The sequence below is a fragment of the Streptomonospora halophila genome (assembly GCF_039542725.1).
GTDB lineage: Bacteria > Actinomycetota > Actinomycetes > Streptosporangiales > Streptosporangiaceae > Streptomonospora > Streptomonospora halophila.
In genome coordinates, this window is record NZ_BAABIK010000010.1 from 1 (window position 1) to 16,764 (window position 16,764).

Genomic DNA, 16,764 nt, shown 5'->3' on the forward strand with positions numbered 1-16,764 from the left:
CGCAACCCTGCGGGCCCGCTCAGGCTCTTCCCAAGAGACGGAATCTCCCGGCGGAGTCTTCGGGACCACGTCCCGCGAACTCCGCTTTACGTTTTTGTCCGCATAGCGCGGCCTTTTCTGAATTCTAGCAGAATTCCGAACCGGCGCGAACTCGGCGGTTTCGCTTCTCCGGGCTTCCCGTCGAGGACGGGCCGCCTTTTCCGAAGCTGGTCTCCACTCTACCGGCCGCCGCGAGTGCTCGTGACCGTTCCGGTGAATCGAGTGGAGGAACCGACGCGCCCGCCGGTTTCACTCGGCGCCCGCTGTGTCGGTGAGTCCATCCTACAGGCACTCGCGGAGTGCCCGTCACGCTCCGCGGCCCCGATCGCGGTGCGGCGCGGCGCCGCTCGGCGACCGGCCACCCGTTCCGATTCCGACCCGCGTCCGGTGCCCGCCGGGCGGTCGCCCTGTCAGAGCCTCTCGATCGGGGCGAACTTCACCAGGAAGTCCTTCTCCCCGATGTCCGCTCCGAAGTCGATGCGGGCCTTGGTCTTGTCTCCCGCGCCGTCGACCAGCAGCACCGTGCCCATGCCGAACGAGTCGTGGTTGACCTTGTCGCCCGGGGTCAGCGAGGGCACCTCGCTCTTGCCCTTCCTGGGACCCGGCGACGGGGTGCGTCCGCGCGGCTGGGCCGCCGCCGCGAGCGCCGACTCCGCGCGCCGCCAGTCGACCAGGTCGGTGGGCACCTCGTCGAGGAAGCGCGACGGCGGGTTGAACGACGGCGCACCCCACGCGCTGCGCACCGCCGACCGCGACAGGTACAGCCGCTCCTGCGCCCGCGTGATCCCCACGTAGGCCAGGCGGCGCTCCTCCTCCAGCTCCGACTTCTCGCCCAGCGTCCGCATGTGCGGGAAGACGCCGTCCTCCATGCCGGTCAGGAAGACGACCGGGAACTCCAGTCCCTTCGCGGCGTGCAGCGTCATCAGCGTGACCACGCCGCCGGAGCCGTCCGCGTCGGGGATCTGGTCGGTGTCGGCCACCAGCGACACCTGCTCCAGGAAGTCCACCAGGGTCGGTTCGGGCACGGCCGCGGCGCCCTCCTGCGCGCCGCCCGCGCCCCGGTCCCCTTCGGCGGCCGGCGTGTCCGGGCCGGCCTCGCCGGCTCCCGGCTCCTCCTCGTACAGCGGCCCGGTGAAGCTGTTCTCGAACTCGCGGGCGACCTCGACGAACTCCTCCAGGTTCTCCGCCCGGCTCTCGTCCTGCAGGTCCTTGGAGTTGGCGAGCTCGGAGAGGTAGCCCGTGCGCTCCAGCACGGCCTCGACCACCTCGGACGGCGAGGCCTCCTCGGCGATCCGCTCCAGCTCCTCCAGCAGCGCGACGAAGTCGCGCACGGCGTTCAGCGAGCGCTTGGCCATCCCCTCGATCTCGCCGGCGCGCCGCAGCGCACGCGAGAACGAGGTGCGCTCGCGCGCCGCGAACAGCTCGATGGTCTCCTCGGCGCGGTCGCCGATCCCCCGCTTGGGAACGTTGAGGATGCGCCGCAGGCTGACCGTGTCCTCCGGATTGGCCAGCACCCGCAGGTAGGCCAGGATGTCGCGGATCTCCTTGCGCTCGTAGAACCGCACACCGCCGACGATCTTGTAGGGCAGGCCGGTGCGGATGAACACGTCCTCGAAGACGCGCGACTGGGCGTTGGTCCGGTAGAACACCGCCACCTCGCCCGGCGTGCACCCGCCCTCGTCGGTCAGCCGGTCGATCTCCTGGACGACGAAGGCCGCCTCGTCGTGCTCGTTGTCGGCGACGTAGCCGGTGATCGCCGGGCCCACGCCCTGCTCGGACCACAGGTTCTTGGCCGGGCGGTCGGGGTTGCGCTCGATCACGGCGTTCGCCGCGGTGAGGATGTTCTGCGTCGACCGGTAGTTCTGCTCCAGCAGGACGGTGCGCGCCTGCGGGTAGTCGCGCTCGAACTCCAGGATGTTGCGGATGGTGGCGCCGCGGAACGCGTAGATCGACTGGTCGGCGTCGCCCACCACGCACAGCTCGGAGGCCGGCACCGCGGCTTCGGGGGTGTCCTCGCCCACCAGCAGCCGCACCAGTTCGTACTGGGCGTGGTTGGTGTCCTGGTACTCGTCGACCAGGATGTGCCGGAAGCGCCGCCGGTAGTGCTCGGCGACGTCGGGGAACATCTGCAGCAGGTTGACCGCGATCATGATCAGGTCGTCGAAGTCCATCGCGCCGGCCTCGTGGAGGCGCTGCTGGTAGAGCGCGTAGGCCTCGGCGAGCTTCTTCTCCTGCTCGCTCTGCGCCTGCTCGGCGAAGGTGTCGTAGTCGACCAGCTCGTTCTTGAGGTTGGACACCTGAGCGGAGAACGACTTGGGCGGGAAGCGCTTGGGGTCGAGGTCCAGCTCCTTGCACACCAGCTGCATGAGCCGCCGCGAGTCGGCGGCGTCGTAGATGGTGAACCCGCTGGGGTAGCCCAGCCGCCCCGCCTCGCGGCGCAGGATGCGCACGCATGCGGAGTGGAACGTCATCACCCACATGGCGCCCGCGATCCGGCCGCCCAGCAGCGCCTCGATACGCTCCTTCATCTCGGCGGCCGCCTTGTTGGTGAAGGTGATCGCGAGCACCTCGCCCGGGCGGGTGCCGCGTGCGGCGAGGAGGTAGGCGATGCGGTGCGTGAGGACACGCGTCTTGCCTGACCCCGCCCCCGCGACGATCAGCAGCGGGCTGCCGGCGTGGGTGACGGCTTCGCGCTGCGGGGCGTTCAGGCCTTCGAGGAGCTGTTCTTGGGAGGACGACACGCTTCCCAGGTTACGGCGGTCGGCGGACGCCCGTACCCGCGTCGGCCGGGCGGCCGGGTGCCGGCGCCGCGGCGGCGCGCCGACCTGCGACGGCGGCCGTGCCCGCGGGCGGTAGCGTCGGGCATCGGGAAAGGGGGACGTGCCGATGCCGATCGCCGTCGCGCTCTACCGGACCGCCGTGGCCGTGGTCGCCGTCGCCGGGATCACCATGGAGGTGGCGCGCTCGGAGTCGCCGCACCCGTTCGTGTACTTCACCATCCAGAGCAACTGCGTGCTCGCCGTGTGCTTCGCCTTCGCCGCGTGGTCGGTGTGGCGCGGCCGGGCCGGGCCGCCGGGCGGTCTCAAGGGCGCGGCCACCCTCTACATCCTGATCACCGGGCTGGTGTTCAACTTCGTGCTCTCCGACGGCCCGACGCAGGTTCCACCGGCCGGCGCGGGGGAGCTGGTCGGCCGGCCGTGGTGGGTCGTGGACTCCAGCGACCTGCTGCACACGGTGGCGCCGATCGCGGCCGCGGCCGACTTCGCGCTGTTCGACCGGCACGGGCGGCTGCGCTGGTACCACGCCGCGGTCTGGCTGGTGTACCCGCTGGTCTACGTCGTGTTCACCACGTTGCGGGGCGCGCTGCTATCCGGCGCGGGCTATCCCTACTTCTTCGTCGACGTGTCCCTGCTGGGCTACGCCGGGCTGGGGCGCAGCGTGCTGCTCTACGGCACCGCCTTCCTGGTGCTGGGCCTGGTGCTGGTGGCGGCCGACCGGCTGCTGGGGGCACCGGCGCCGGAACGCGTGCTGTCGCGGCTGCGCGGCGAGCGGCCCGCTGACGGCGCTCCCCCGATGCCGGCCGGGGAGTCGACCGGGGTCCGCACCCGCTGACCGGCGGAGCCGACGGCCGCCGCACGGCCTCTAGGCTGTCCGTGCGAACACCCGTTCCCGGCGCGAGCGCGGTCCGCTTCGGCCGGGGCGGCGGAAACCACACGGCAGAAGGGCTGGACGGTGCGAATCTACGTCGACTGCGATCCGGGGATCGACGACGCGTTGGCTCTGGCCTACGTGACGGCCCAGCCTGATGTCGAGCTGGTCGGCGTGGGCTCGGTCTTCGGCAACAACCTCGTGCCGACGACCACGGACAACGCACTGCGGCTGCTGGAGCTCTACGGCCGCCCGGACGTCCCCGTGGCGCGCGGCGCCGGGCGCGCGCTGGCGCAGCCGCCGCGCCCCGCCCTGCATGTCCACGGCGAGAACGGCCTGGGCGAGGTCGAGCTCCCCGAGCCGGCCGCCGCACCGGTGGAGCTCTCCGCCGCCGAGACGCTGGTCCGCAGCGCGCGGTCGGCGCCGGGCGAGATCGACGTCCTGGCTCTGGGGCCGCTGACCAACATCGCCCTCGCCCTGAGCATCGAGCCCGACCTGCCGCGGCTGCTGCGCCGCGTGGTGGTCATGGGCGGCGCGGTGCGCGCGCCCGGCAACACCGCACCGCTGGCCGAGGCCAACGTGGCCTCCGACCCCGAGGCCGCGGACGTGGTGCTGGGCGCCGGGTTCGACACCACGCTGGTCGCGCTGGACGTCACGATGCGCACCGTGGCCGACGGGGACTGGCTGGACGGGCTCGACCGCGTCGCGGGGCGGCGGGCCGAGACCACCGCGGCGATCCTGCGCTTCTACACCGACTGGTACTCGGGGATGTTCGGCGTACGCCAGTGCGCCATGCACGACCCGCTTGCGGCGGCCGTCCTGATCGACCCGACGCTGGTGACCGACGCGGTCGAGGTGCCGGTCCGCGTGGAGCTGCGCGGCGAGCACACGCGCGGCCAGACCGTCGCCGACCTGCGCCTCAACCGCGACCGCACCGACGGGCGCCCGGCCGTGACACTGGTGGGCGACGTGGACGGCGAGGCGTTCTTCAAGCGGATGACCGACGCGCTGCGCTGACGCTCCGGTGAACCCGGCGGGGATGCCGAGGTTTTCCGCGTGCGGTGTCACAGCACGTCGGTGCTCCCCGCTTGCAGGGCCTCGTTGCGCGCCTCGATGGCCTCCCAACTGGCCGGCAGGACGAAGTCGCGGCCGCCGCCGGCGCCGTCCTGGGCGTGGGCGACGTAGGGGCGCTGCCGGGCTTCGTACCGTTCGAAGGCGGCGGCGTGGTCGCCGGCGCACTGGTCGAGTTCCTCGGCGAGGATGCGGGCGCCGGTGAGCGCGAGTGACGTGCCCCTGCCGGAGAGGAAGGCCGGGCTGTACCCGGCGTCCCCGACGAGGACGACGCGGCCGCGGTGCCACGAAGGCGCATGGATCTGGCTCGCGGAGTCGAAGAACAGGTCGGGGGCCGTGCGGACCGCGTCGAGCAGTTCCGGGATCCTCCACGACCGGTGGCCCGTGAAGGCGTCGACGATGATCCGCTTCTGGGCGTCCAGGTCGCGGCGGTCGTACTCGAGCGGTTCCGAGCGGAACTGGAATACGGCGACGGCAGTGTCCTTGTACCGGAAGACGGCGGCCATCCGACCGGGAACGTTGTGCATCGCGTTGACGCCCTCCGACCGCTCCTCGCCGGGAAGGGGGACGATTGCGATGTAGACGCCGAGGTGCCGGAGGAAGTCCTCCTCAGGGCCGAAGGCCAGCCCGCGTACGGCGGAGTGCTGGCCGTCGGCGCCGAGCACGAGGTCGTAGCGCCCTGTCCGGCCGGAGGCGAAGCGCACGCCGACACCGTCGCCGTCGTCGTCCAGGGCCTCGATCGAGTCGCCGAAGCGGATCGCCGCGGTGTCCGGGAGCGCGTCGGCGAGCACGCGCACCAGGTCGGCACGGAGGATTTCGATGTCGTCGTCGGAGTCGTTGATCTGGTCCACGGGGACGCGGGCCACCGGCTCGCCGTCGCCGTCGACGAACCAGGTGGATTCGGTCATCCGCAGGCGCCGTTCGCGGATCTTCGCGAGTAGGCCCATGCGCTCCACGACCTCGTTCGCGTCGCCGCGGATGTCGATGGGTGTGCCGGCGAGCCGGAGCTGGTCCTCGTACTCGACGACGGTGACCTCACTGCCGCGTTCGCCGAGCTCGAGTGCTGCGGCGAGGCCGGCGATCCCGGCTCCGGAGACGAGGATTCTCACGCTGTGCGCTCCAAGGGTAGCTGGCGGTGCGGGTCGGTGCGCCTGGCCGCGGTCCACTGTGAGCACGGGAATGCAGAGCGGTGCGGTCGTGAACGGGGGCGGTTGCGCCTTCCCGACCTTTAAAGCAACGACCTGTTGCTTTAAAGGAGTCTACGTGCGAACGGTTTGCACCGCAATGCCGAGGTGGCGACAATCGGTACGCCAGCGCGAGCGAGGGGGTGATCAGGAGTGGCCGACCGATCGCCGACTCGGCGCCCCGGAGGCCGCAACGCGCGGGTGCGAGCACAGATCCTCGCCGCGACCGCCGAACTCGTCGCGCGGGACGGCATCGTGGGCTTCCGCTACGAGGAGGTCGCCGAACTCGCCGGCGTGCACAAGACCAGCGTCTACCGCAATTGGCCCGACCGCGAGGAACTGGTCGCCGACACCCTGCTCAGCTACGCCGAGGACCTCGCGTCGGTCGCCGACACCGGCGACATACACCGGGACCTCGCGGACTTCCTGGTGGCCCTGGCCGACGGTCTGAGAACACCGTTCGGCCGGGCGCTCGAACAGGCCCTTCAGCCGACCCTGCAGAGCCCCCCCGCCCAGCAGGTACTGACCAGGATCTTCGACCAGCGAGTGGCCGCCATACGGCGGCGGTTGGAGGTCGCCGCCGACCGGGGCGAGCTGCCCCGGGTGGACAGCGCATTCCTCGCCGAGATGATCTCCGGTCCGATGCACCTCATCGTCAACCGCGGCGTGCGCCCGTTCACCCGCGCCGACGCGAAGCGCATCGTCGACGTGGTACTCGGCGGTATCCGGGCGACGGCGCCGCACGCCTGAAGCCGCGGGGCTGCGCGCCGGGCCGGTCGCGCCGGTTCGCGACGAGGGCCCGAGAGCGGCGGCCGACCGGGCGCTGCGGGCGTGGATGCCGACGGCACCGGGTTACCCGGCGACACGTGATCGACCGGTGTTCGAGGCGATCGCTGACGGTTTCCCGTCAGCCACCCGACCGTCTCTCAGACGAGCTTGCGGGCCGTGGCCCACCGGCTCAGCTCGTGCCGGTTGGAGAGCTGGAGCTTGCGCAGCACCGAGGAGACGTGGGTCTCGACGGTCTTGACCGAGATGAACAGCTCCTTGGCGCACTCCTTGTAGGCGTAGCCGCGGGCGATGAGCCGCAGCACCTCGCGTTCGCGCTGGGTGAGCCGGTCGAGCTCGGGGTCCATGGGAGGGGCGTCGGTGGCGGAGAACGCGTCGAGCACGAACCCGGCCAGGCGCGGCGAGAACACGGCGTCGCCGTCGGCGACCCGGACGATGGCGTCGGCCAGCTCCCGCCCGGAGATGGTCTTGGTGACGTAGCCGCGGGCGCCGCCGCGCACGACCCCGATGACGTCCTCGGCGGCGTCGGAGACCGACAGCGCCAGGAAGCGGATCTCGGGGTGGCGGGACAGGACGCGGCGCAGGACCTCGCTGCCGCCCCCGCCGGGCAGGTGGACGTCGAGCAGCACCAGGTCGGGCTGTTTCTCGGCGATCACCTGGACTGCGCTGTCGACGTCGCCGGCCTCGCCGATCACGTCCACGGCGTCGCCCAGCTCGCCGCGGACGCCGCTGCGGAACAGCCGGTGGTCGTCGACGATGACGACGCGGGGCGGGGTGCCGCTTTCGGCGAAGGTCGCGGTGTTCTCGTCTTCCACACCACGGACTCTACCCACAGCTTCCCGGCCGCAGGCGCCGGTGCCCGGGTCCGGCCACGCGCGGACGAACGGAGGGGTCAGGCCGACTGATCCTGCTCGCGCGGCATGCGCAGCTGCACCTCGGTGCCTTCGCCGGGGGCGGTGCGGATGCGGGCGCTGCCGCCGTGGCGCTCCATGCGGCCGAGGATGGAGCCGCGTACGCCCATCCGGTCCTCGGGGACGGCGTCGAGGTCGAACCCGGCGCCGCGGTCGCGGACGAAGACCAGGACCTCCTCGGGGTCGACCTCGCCGAACACCGAGATCGCGTCGCTCCCGGCGTACTTGGAGGCGTTGACCATGGCTTCGCGGGCGGCACGCAGTTCGGCGTGGACGCCGTCGTCGATGGGGCCGTCGCCGACGCAGACCACCTCGATGGGCACGCCGTGGGCCTCCTCGACCTCGGCGGCCACGCGCTCCAGCGCCGCCTTGACGGTGGTCTCGGCGTCGGCGGGCCGCTGGTAGAGCCAGCTGCGCAGGGCGCGCTCCTGCACCCGCGCCAGGCGCTGGACCTCCCGCGGGTCCTCGGCCCGGCGCTGGATGAGGGTGAGCGTGTGCAGCACGGAGTCGTGGATGTGGGCGGCGAGCTCGGCGCGCTCCTGGCTGCGGATGCGCTCGCGGCGCTCCCGGTCGCGCTCGCGCACCAGGCCGACGATCCACGGCGCCGCGATCACGCACATCCCGGCGATGATCGTGGCCGCGAAGGTGAGTCCGGCGCGTGCCTCGCTGAGCTGCTGCTGGAAGACGAGGAAGCCGATGGCGCCGATGACGACGAGCAGGATTCCCGCGCCGGTGCGCAGCCAGCTCTTGTTGCTCTGGCCCAGCACCGAGGTCGACATCCACTCCTCGCGCAGCGCCGGGTTGGCCTGCTGCCAGAGGATGGTGGCGCCCAGGGCGCCGAAGATGATGAACCACAGCACCGGCTGGAACCAGCCGCCGAAGAGCAGGGCGAGCATGCCCAGCCCGCCGGCGAGGGCGCAGTAGGCCAGCAGCTGGCTGATGTCGCGGCCCTTACGTTTGGCCGTGTCCTCGGGGGTGTCCTCGCCCGCGGCGGAGACGTCGTCGGTCGCGCGCTCCTCGACCGGGACGAACAGCACGAGGACGATGTAGACCGCGATGCCCACCCCGCCGAAGCACAGGGCCAGCAGCGCCAGCCGCGTCACGACGGCGTCGATGCCCAGGTGCGCCGCCAGCCCGGCGCCCACTCCGGCGACCAGCCGCCCATCGCGCGGGCGCACCAGGGGCGGCGTCGGGGTCCGCGGACCCGCCGATTCGGTCACGCTGTCCGTGCCTTCCCTTCAACTGCTCGGCGCGCGTCCTGCAGGCGCGCGCGTCGGGCGGGGCGGCCGTTCCGCCGCGCCGAGCACGGGGCGGCGGAACGGTGAGCGCGCCCGTGTGACCCAGGATGCCCCTACCGGGCGCGTCGGGGCATCAGGGACCCGCCCCGGGACTCGCCGGCAGCGCCTCAGGGTCGGGTCCGGGTAGTTCCCGATGGGCGTTCGAGCACGTGGCGGGGGAGGATGGGACCATCCGGCGGAGCTGTCGGCCGAAGGCGGAGAGGGCGCGGTGAACGAGAGCGGACGAGGAGCGGACGGCGCGGCGCGCGGACCCGGCGACGGGGACTCCCCGCCGGCGGCCGGTCCTGCCGCGGGGTCCTCCGAGCCGGCGGGCACCGTCCCGCCGACCCCGCCCCGGTCCTCCTTCGCGCCCGCCGGCGAGCCGGACCGCCCGGAGCTGATCCGCGACAACGAACGCGGGCTGGCCACCGGTGTGTGCGCCGGGCTGGGTGCCTATACCGGCATCGACCCGATCGTGTGGCGGGTGGGCTTCGCGATCACCGGCCTGGCCGGGTTCACCGGAGTGCTGCTGTATGTGGGCGCGTGGATGGCGATGCGGGATGCGGGCCGCGGCCCGGCCATGTTCGAGCAGCTGCTGAACCGGCGGATCGACGACCGCGCGGTGCCCGCGCTGCTCGGGCTGGGCGTGGCCGTGGCGGTGGCGCTGAGCCTGATCGGCGGGGTCAGCTGGGGCACGCTGATGCTGGCGACCCCGCTGATCCTGGGTGCGCTGGTCGCGCACAACCGCGGCGTCGACCTGCGCGGAGCCTATCGGGAGCTGCCCCGGCTGCTGCGGTCGGCGGAGCCTCCGCCGGCCACCCCGGCCCCCGAGCCCAAACCGGCCTACTACAACCCCGCCCAGCCGTGGGCGCAGGCGCCGAGCGGGCCGGTGGACCTGGCGGTGGTGTCCGATCCCGACCGGGCCGGCGCAGCGGACGCCGGCGCGGACGCCCGGGAGGCCGGCGGCGCCGACGCCGCCGGCGGAGTGGACGGCGCTTCGCGGGAGGGCGGCGACGACGAAGGAGTCCCCGATCCGCTCCCGTCCTGCGCCGGCCCGCGGTCGGCGGACACGCGGCTGCGCTCCGCGTGGGAGCGCCGCACACGGGCGCGCGAACGGCGCAGGAGCCGTCGCGTGCGCAGGCGGGAGCGCCGGCGGGCGCGCGGGTTCCGCCTGCTCGGCATCGTCTGGTGGGCGGTGGTGGCCGCGGCCGCGATCACGCTGGCGGCGACCCCTACTCCGTTCGTCGAGGCCCTGTTCGGTCCGCAGACAGGTCCGACCTTTCTCGGGAGCGTCGTCGTGATCGTGGGTATCGCCGCCGTGGCCGGCGCCTGGATCGGCGACCCCCGCGGCCTGATCACCGTCGGGACCGTCGCCTCGCTGCTGCTGGTGTGCTCGGTCGCGGTGGACGCGTCGACCCTGCGCTTCGGCTCGCTGAACTGGCGCCCCGAATCCGTCGCCGCGGCCGGGCGGCCCTACGAGCTGACGGGCGGGGAGGCGCGGCTGGACCTCACGCGGTTGCCGCTGGAGCCGGGGCAGCGCGTGCGGGTCGGTGCCGAGGTCGGCTTCGGCGCGCTGACGGTGCTGGTCCCCGCGGACGCCCGCGTGCAGGTGCGCTGCCGGGCCTCGTTCGGCGAGATCCGCATCGCCGACACGATGCGCTGGGGCACGGGGCTCGACGTGCGCCACACGATCGAGCCTGCCCCGGCGGCGGCCGGCCGCGGCGACGACGCGGGCGGCGGGTCCGAGTCCGGGTCTGCGGAGGCCTCGGCGGAAGCGCGCCGGAGCGGGAAGGACGAGCAGGGCGGACCGCCCACGATCGTGGTCGACCTCGCCTCGCGGTTCGGTGACTTGGAGGTGCGGCGTGCGGCGACGTAGGACCGACTGGGGATCGCTGATCGCGGGGCTGCTGTTCATCGCGCTGGGGACGGCGTTCGTCGTCTCCGGCCCCTCGCGGTGGGGCTTCGAGGCCGTGTGGATCGTCCCCGTGCTGGCCGTGGGCCTGGGCATCGCCGGGATCGCCCGAGCGCTGGCGGCCTCGCGCGACCGCCGCGACCAGCACGAGCGCCATGAGCACCGCGGTTCGGACACCGATCCCGGACCGTCCTGAGGCGTCCGGGGCCGGGCCCGCTCGACACGCGGACACGCCGGGGACGCGCCGCGGCCTTTCCAAAGAACTTGCGGAAAGGGGCCTGGATAGCCCACACCTCGTGTTTTACCGTGGTCGGACCTCCCATGACCAGTAGTAACTGACTGAGGCCACTACTTGAGGAGGTCTTGGCCCCATGCCACACATCCGCGTAACAGTCGACGGCGTGCGCTACGACGACCAGGTCGAAGCCCGCCGGCTGCTCGTCCACTACCTACGTGAGCAACTGGGCAAGGTCGGCACCCCTGTCGGGTGCGACACCACCAACTGCGGCGCCTGCACCGTCCTGATGGACGGGCAGTCGGTGAAGAGCTGTTCGGTGCTCGCCTGCCAGACCGACGGCCACGAGATCACCACCGTCGAGGCGCTGGCCTCCGACGGCGAACTGCACCCGATCCAGCAGGCCTTCCACGAGAGCCACGCGCTCCAGTGCGGCTACTGCACGCCCGGCATGATGATGGCGGCGCTGGACCTGCTGCGCGACAATCCCGACCCCGACGACCAGGAGATCCGCGAGGGTCTCGAAGGCAACATGTGCCGGTGCACCGGCTACGTCAACATCGTGCACGCGGTGCGCCGGGCCGCGGCCGCCATGCGTGCGGAGGCCGCCGAGTCCGAGCCGCGCACGCACGGGGTCCCGCCCCAGATGGTGCGCGAGCAGGAGCCCACACCGCACGCAACCAGCGGGGGTGCCTAGCCATGACCACAGCACCTGAGGCGCCGCGCACCGACCAGGTCGGCAGCCCGCGCCTGCGCAAGGAGGACGCCCGGCTGATCACCGGGCAGACCAACTGGACCGACAACATCCAGCAGACCGGCATGCTGCACGTGGCGTTCCTGCGCAGCCCGCACGCGCACGCCCGCATCGCCGCGGTGGACACCTCGGCGGCGATGAAGCAGCCCGGCGTGACGGCGGTGTTCAGCGGGGCCGACTTCGCGGGCGAGCAGGGCAGCCTGCCGTGCGCGTGGCCGGTCACCGAGGACATGGCGCTGCCGGCGCACCCGCCGATGGCGGTCGACGAGGTGCGCTACGTCGGCGAGGCCGTGGCGTGCGTGGTGGCGCGCGACGCCTACGCGGCCGCCGACGCGCTGGAGGCCGTCGACGTCGAGTACGAGCCGCTGCCCGCCGTGGTCGACATGGAGGCGGCGCTGGCCGAGGACTCCCCGCTGGTGCACGCGGGCTCGGGCCAGGGGCAGGGCAGCAACAAGGCCTACGTGTGGCCGTTCGAGGCGGGCGACGTCGACGCCGCGTTCGGCGGCGCCGACGTGGTGCTGAACCGCCGCTACCACCAGCAGCGGCTGATCCCCGCGGCGATGGAGCCCCGCTCGGTGGTCTGCCGGCCCGAGGGCGACTCCTTCACGCTGTGGTCGGCCACGCAGGTCCCGCACATCCTGCGGCTGATGCTGGCCATGACCACCGGCGTGCCCGAGCACAAGATCCGGGTCATCGCGCCGGACGTCGGCGGCGGCTTCGGATCGAAGCTGCAGGTGACCGCGGAGGAGGTGCTGGCGCTGCTGCTCGCACGGCGGCTGCGCAAGCCCGTCAAGTGGACCGAGACCCGCACGGAGGGGTTCCAGACCACCCACCACGGGCGCGACCAGATCCAGGACATCTCGATCGCCGCGGACGCCGACGGCCGGGTCCGCGGGCTCAAGGTGGACCTCCTGGCCGACATGGGCGCCTACATGATGCTGGTGACGCCGGGCGTGCCGGTCCTGGGCGCGTTCATGTTCCCCGGCATCTACAAGATGGACGCCTATTCGTTCAGCTGCACCGGGGTCTTCACCACGAAGATGCCCACCGACGCCTACCGCGGTGCGGGCCGTCCCGAGGCGACCTACGCCATCGAGCGGATCATGACCGAGCTCGCCAACGAGATCGGGATGGACCCGATGGAGCTGCGGCGGCGCAACTGGATCAGGCACGAGGAGTTCCCGCATACCGGGGTGGCCGGCCTGACCTATGACTCGGGCAACTACGAGGCGGCCACCGACCGCGCGATGGAGCTGTTCGGTTACGACGGGCTGCGCGCCGAGCAGCGCCGCCGCCGCGACAGCGGCGACCCGGTCCAGCTGGGCATCGGGATCTCCACCTACACCGAGATGTGCGGGCTGGCGCCCTCGCGGGTGCTGGGGCAGCTGTCCTACGGCGCCGGCGGCTGGGAGAACGCCTCGGTGCGGATGCTGCCCACGGGCAAGGTCGAGGTCGTCACCGGCTCCTGCGCGCACGGGCAGGGCCACGCCACCGCCTGGAGCCAGATCGTCGCCGACAGGCTCGGGGTTCCGTTCGAGGACGTCGAGGTGCTGCACGGCGACACCCGTGTCTCGCCCAAGGGCATGGACACCTACGGGTCGCGCTCGCTCGTCGTGGGCGGCACGGCGGTGGTCGAGGCCTGCGACCGGGTGGTCGAGAAGGCCCGCCGGATGGCCGCGCACATGATGGAGGCCGACGAGGGCGACCTGGAGTTCTCCGCCGGGCGGTTCACGGTGCGCGGCACCGAGCGCCCCGCCACCACCGTGCAGGAGATTGCGCTGGCGGCGTTCGCCGCACACGACCTGCCGGAGGGCACCGAGGCGTCGCTGGACGCCGACTCCACCTTCGACCCGGAGAACTTCTCGTACCCGCACGGCACCCACCTGTGCGCCGTCGAGGTCGACACCGAGACGGGCGAGGTGGACATCCGCGCCTACACGGCGGTCGACGACGTGGGCACCGTCGTCAACCCGCTGATCGTCGACGGGCAGGTGCACGGCGGCCTGGCGCAGGGCATCGCGCAGGCGCTGTACGAGGAGGCGGTGCACGACGCGGACGGCAACCTCGTGACCTCGACCATGGCCGACTACACGGTGCCGACGGCGGCCGACCTGCCGGACTTCACCACCGACCGCACGGTCACGCCGTCGACGACCAACCCGCTGGGCACCAAGGGCGTGGGCGAGGCGGGCACGATCGCCTCGACTCCGGCGGTGGTCGGCGCGGTCGTCGACGCGCTGCGGCCGTTCGGCGTGCGCGACCTGCGGATGCCGTGCACGCCGCAGCGGGTGTGGCGGGCGATCGCCGAGGCCCGTGCGGCCGAGCGCAGCGAGGGAGGACAGCGATGATCCCGGCACAGTTCGACTATGTGCGCCCCGACGACGTCGCCGAGGCGGTGCGGGTGCTCGCCGACTGCGAGGAGCCCAAGGTCATGGCGGGCGGGCAGAGTCTGACTCCGCTGCTGCGGTTCCGGCTGGCCTACCCGGACGTGGTGGTGGACCTGAGCGGGCTGGCCGAGCTGCGCGGTGTGACCGACGACGGCGAGTGGCTGCGCGTCGGCGCGATGACCACGCACGACGAGGTGATGCGCGACCCGATGGTGGCGCAGCACTGCGATCTGCTGGCGCAGGCCACGCGCACCGTCGCCGACCCGGCGGTGCGCCACCGCGGGACGCTCGGCGGGTCGCTGGCCCACGCCGACCCGGCGGGCGACCTGCCCGCGGTCGCCGCCGCGCTGGACGCGGAGTTCATGATCAGCGGTGAGGACGGCGAGCGCACTGTTCCGGCGTCGGAGTTCTTCCAGGACTACCTGACCACCGTGCTGGACGTCGGCGACGTGCTGACCGCGGTGCGCTTCCCGAAGATGGGCGCCTGGTCCTGCCACTACGAGAAGTTCTCCCAGGCCGCGCAGGCCTGGGCGATCGTGGGGGTGGCCGCGGCGGTCCGCCTCGACGGCGGCACCGTCGCCGAGGCGCGCGTCGGGCTGACGAACATGGGCAGCACGCCCGTGCGCGCCCGCGAGGTGGAGGAGGCCTGCCGGGGCGTCCCGGCGCGCACCGACGCCCTGCGGGAGGCCGCGCAGTCGGCCGATGCGGGCACCGATCCGCCCAACGACCTCAGTGCGCGGGCCGACTACCGGCGCCATCTGGCCCGCGTCCTGACCGGCCGGGCGCTGGCCCGGGCCGCGGGTGTCTGAGGCGTCGGGCAGACCGCCGGGCCGCGGCCCGGCGGTCAGGCGGAGCGGGCCGGCCGCTTCGGCGGCCGGCCCGCTCTCCGCGCCCGAGCGGCGGGTGGCCGGCTTCGCGCCGGGTAGTAAGGGGTTGGGTTCGAGGCGCCCGCACGCGGGGCAGATGGAGGGCGAGCCGATGACGCCGAACGCGGCAGGAAGGCGGCGCTGCGAATGAGTACACGGCTGAACAACCGGTTCACGGTTCCGGTGCCGGTCGACCAGGCCTGGGACGTGCTGATGGACGTCGAGCGCGTCGCACCGTGCATGCCGGGGGCCACCCTCGAATCGGTCGAGGGCGACACCATGACCGGCAAGGTGCGGGTGAAGGTGGGACCGATCAGCGTGACCTACCGGGGCGAGGCCCACTTCACCGAGGTCGACGCCGCGGAGCACCGGGTGGAGCTGCACGCGGGCGGCAAGGAGGCCCGCGGCTCCGGCACCGCCTCGGCCACGGTGACCGCCCGCCTGCACGAGCAGGACGACGGGACCACCGAGGTGACCGTCGACACCGACTTCACCGTCACCGGCCGCGTCGCCCAGTTCGGGCGCGGCGTGATGGCCGACGTCAGCGCCAAGCTGGTCCAGCGGTTCGCCGACAACCTCGCCGCCGAACTGGAGGGCGCCGAGGGCGGGCAGGCGGCCGGGGGCCGGGCCGCAGCGGCCGAGGGCGGGCGGACGGCCGACCGGGGCGGCGACGGCTCGCGCTCCTCGGCGGCGACGGCGGGCACCGCCACGGCCGAGGCGGGCACGACGGCCAACGCGGTCGTGCCGCCGCAGGCCGGCGAGGAGGAGCACCGGGCCGGGACCTCCGGCGAGCCGGGCGCGCAGGAGTCCGACGATGCGCAGGTCCGGCCGGAGCGGGAACCGCGGTCCGACAGCCCCGGGCTGCGGTCGCGCGACGACAGCATCGACCTGGTCTCGACGGTCGGCCTGCCGCTGCTCAAGCGCGCGCTTCCGGCCATCGGGGCGGCGGGGCTGCTCGCGATCGTCTTCCGCTGGCTGCGCAGGCGCACCAGGCGGAGCAGGCGCAGGAGGAGCTGAGGCGGGCGCCGCCCCGGGTCGAAACCGGTGGGGCGAGCGGCGGTCGGGTGGGGCCCCGCGCCTGTCGGCACCGCCCGCCGGGGGCGGCCGGCGGCGCCCGTGACCGGATCCGGCATTCGGCGGCGGGCCCGTCGACACGGCCCTGCGCCTGGGGCACCCTGGCTGCGAGGCCGCTCGACCCGAAAGGCGATTCCCCATGCGCGGAACCCTTCGTGCGGCCGTTCTCGTAGCGGCCGCCGCCCTCGCTGCCGCTCCCCTGACCGCCGCTGCCGACGACTCCTCGACCGCGCGGCCGCCGGGCTGCGACCCCGGGAGCATCTGCGGATACACCGGATACGACTTCGGCGGTGAACTGGTCCCCCTCCAAGCCGGAGCGGGCTGCGTGAACCTGAAGACCCCCATCCGGTCGATCGCCAACACCTACGGCAGCCCCGGGATCCCCGCGGCGGCCGGCGTGTACTCCGGCCCCGACTGCACGGGCGCCCTCGTCGCGACCGCGGGCCAGGAGCAGTCCGAACCCCGCATCGTCCCGGACGGAGTCAGCGTCTCGTTGGCCTGGTAGCCGCGGTGGCCGGAGACGGTCCTCCCCGTCCTTCGTGCGCCTTCCGTGCGCCCGGAGGACGGGGCCCGGAGAGGGCGGGACGGGGCTCGGCCGGAGCGGGGAGCGCCGGCCCGCG

At 73.2% G+C, this 16,764-nt stretch carries 14 protein-coding genes; 10 read left to right on the plus strand and 4 right to left on the minus strand.

The features are described 5' to 3' along the window. Positions 1-449 precede the first annotated feature (449 nt). Positions 450-2,780, minus strand: a complete 2,331-nt coding sequence (locus ABEA15_RS10390) for a UvrD-helicase domain-containing protein (RefSeq protein WP_345556468.1) — start codon at positions 2,778-2,780, stop codon at positions 450-452. 145 nt (positions 2,781-2,925) lie between these two features. Here ABEA15_RS10390 and ABEA15_RS10395 point away from each other — a divergent pair, with 145 nt between their 5' ends. Beyond that, on the plus strand, positions 2,926-3,651 hold the full coding sequence (locus ABEA15_RS10395) for a Pr6Pr family membrane protein (protein ID WP_345556470.1): 726 nt from the start codon (positions 2,926-2,928) through the stop codon (positions 3,649-3,651). A 120-nt stretch (positions 3,652-3,771) separates the two neighbouring features. Further along, positions 3,772-4,704 carry a nucleoside hydrolase gene (locus ABEA15_RS10400; protein WP_345556472.1) on the plus strand — a complete coding sequence of 311 codons (933 nt, stop codon included), beginning with the start codon at positions 3,772-3,774 and terminating at the stop codon, positions 4,702-4,704. Between the two features lie 47 nt (positions 4,705-4,751). Here the strand turns inward: ABEA15_RS10400 and ABEA15_RS10405 are convergent, their stop codons facing one another. Further along, positions 4,752-5,867, minus strand: coding sequence for an FAD-dependent monooxygenase (locus ABEA15_RS10405; RefSeq protein ID WP_345556474.1), 1,116 nt, complete (start codon positions 5,865-5,867; stop codon positions 4,752-4,754). A 276-nt stretch (positions 5,868-6,143) separates the two neighbouring features. Between ABEA15_RS10405 and ABEA15_RS10410 the strand changes: the two genes are divergently transcribed. Further along, complete coding sequence (locus ABEA15_RS10410) at positions 6,144-6,692, plus strand: TetR/AcrR family transcriptional regulator (protein ID WP_345556476.1); 549 nt, start codon at positions 6,144-6,146, stop codon at positions 6,690-6,692. Between the two features lie 176 nt (positions 6,693-6,868). Here ABEA15_RS10410 and ABEA15_RS10415 read toward each other — a convergent pair whose 3' ends face one another. Together ABEA15_RS10415 and ABEA15_RS10420 are read right to left on the minus strand one after the other, a co-directional pair. Continuing rightward, the gene (locus ABEA15_RS10415) at positions 6,869-7,543 is read right to left on the minus strand and encodes a response regulator (RefSeq protein WP_344142822.1); all 675 of its coding nucleotides are present in this window, start codon (positions 7,541-7,543) and stop codon (positions 6,869-6,871) included. Positions 7,544-7,620: 77 nt separating this feature from the next. Beyond that, positions 7,621-8,859 (minus strand): PspC domain-containing protein, encoded by a 1,239-nt coding sequence (locus tag ABEA15_RS10420; protein WP_345556477.1) that lies wholly within the window; start codon positions 8,857-8,859, stop codon positions 7,621-7,623. A gap of 286 nt (positions 8,860-9,145) precedes the next feature. On the opposite strand from ABEA15_RS10420, the gene ABEA15_RS10425 reads away from it, so the two are divergent. The 7 genes from ABEA15_RS10425 to ABEA15_RS10455 all read left to right on the plus strand — a co-directional run bounded on the left by ABEA15_RS10425 (position 9,146) and on the right by ABEA15_RS10455 (position 16,649). Next, on the plus strand, positions 9,146-10,792 hold the full coding sequence (locus tag ABEA15_RS10425) for a PspC domain-containing protein (protein ID WP_345556478.1): 1,647 nt from the start codon (positions 9,146-9,148) through the stop codon (positions 10,790-10,792). Next, positions 10,779-11,024 (plus strand): hypothetical protein, encoded by a 246-nt coding sequence (locus ABEA15_RS10430; RefSeq protein ID WP_344142819.1) that lies wholly within the window; start codon positions 10,779-10,781, stop codon positions 11,022-11,024. Before ABEA15_RS10425 ends, ABEA15_RS10430 begins: the two co-directional genes overlap by 14 nt. A gap of 175 nt (positions 11,025-11,199) precedes the next feature. Continuing rightward, positions 11,200-11,760, plus strand: coding sequence for a (2Fe-2S)-binding protein (locus ABEA15_RS10435; RefSeq protein WP_344142818.1), 561 nt, complete (start codon positions 11,200-11,202; stop codon positions 11,758-11,760). A 2-nt stretch (positions 11,761-11,762) separates the two neighbouring features. Then, entirely contained in the window at positions 11,763-14,165 is a 2,403-nt protein-coding gene (locus ABEA15_RS10440; protein WP_345556479.1) for a xanthine dehydrogenase family protein molybdopterin-binding subunit, read from the plus strand. Continuing rightward, positions 14,162-15,013: an FAD binding domain-containing protein gene (locus ABEA15_RS10445; protein ID WP_344142815.1), complete on the plus strand. Its 852-nt coding sequence runs from the start codon at positions 14,162-14,164 to the stop codon at positions 15,011-15,013. The genes ABEA15_RS10440 and ABEA15_RS10445 overlap by 4 nt, the downstream gene beginning before the upstream one ends. 204 nt (positions 15,014-15,217) lie before the next feature. After that, positions 15,218-16,087: an SRPBCC family protein gene (locus ABEA15_RS10450; protein WP_344142814.1), complete on the plus strand. Its 870-nt coding sequence runs from the start codon at positions 15,218-15,220 to the stop codon at positions 16,085-16,087. 196 nt (positions 16,088-16,283) lie between these two features. Then, complete coding sequence (locus tag ABEA15_RS10455; protein WP_345556480.1) at positions 16,284-16,649, plus strand: peptidase inhibitor family I36 protein; 366 nt, start codon at positions 16,284-16,286, stop codon at positions 16,647-16,649. Positions 16,650-16,764 lie beyond the last annotated feature (115 nt).

Excerpts from the sequence above, each read along its gene's own strand:
- ABEA15_RS10395 (WP_345556470.1), top strand. The coding sequence starts at position 2,926 with ATGCCGATCGCCGTCGCGCTCTACCGGACCGCCGTGGCCGTGGTCGCC.
- ABEA15_RS10445 (WP_344142815.1), top strand. The coding sequence starts at position 14,162 with ATGATCCCGGCACAGTTCGACTATGTGCGCCCCGACGACGTCGCCGAG.
- ABEA15_RS10450 (WP_344142814.1), top strand. The coding sequence starts at position 15,218 with ATGAGTACACGGCTGAACAACCGGTTCACGGTTCCGGTGCCGGTCGAC.
- ABEA15_RS10435 (WP_344142818.1), top strand. The coding sequence starts at position 11,200 with ATGCCACACATCCGCGTAACAGTCGACGGCGTGCGCTACGACGACCAG.
- ABEA15_RS10455 (WP_345556480.1), top strand. The coding sequence starts at position 16,284 with ATGCGCGGAACCCTTCGTGCGGCCGTTCTCGTAGCGGCCGCCGCCCTC.
- ABEA15_RS10440 (WP_345556479.1), top strand. The coding sequence starts at position 11,763 with ATGACCACAGCACCTGAGGCGCCGCGCACCGACCAGGTCGGCAGCCCG.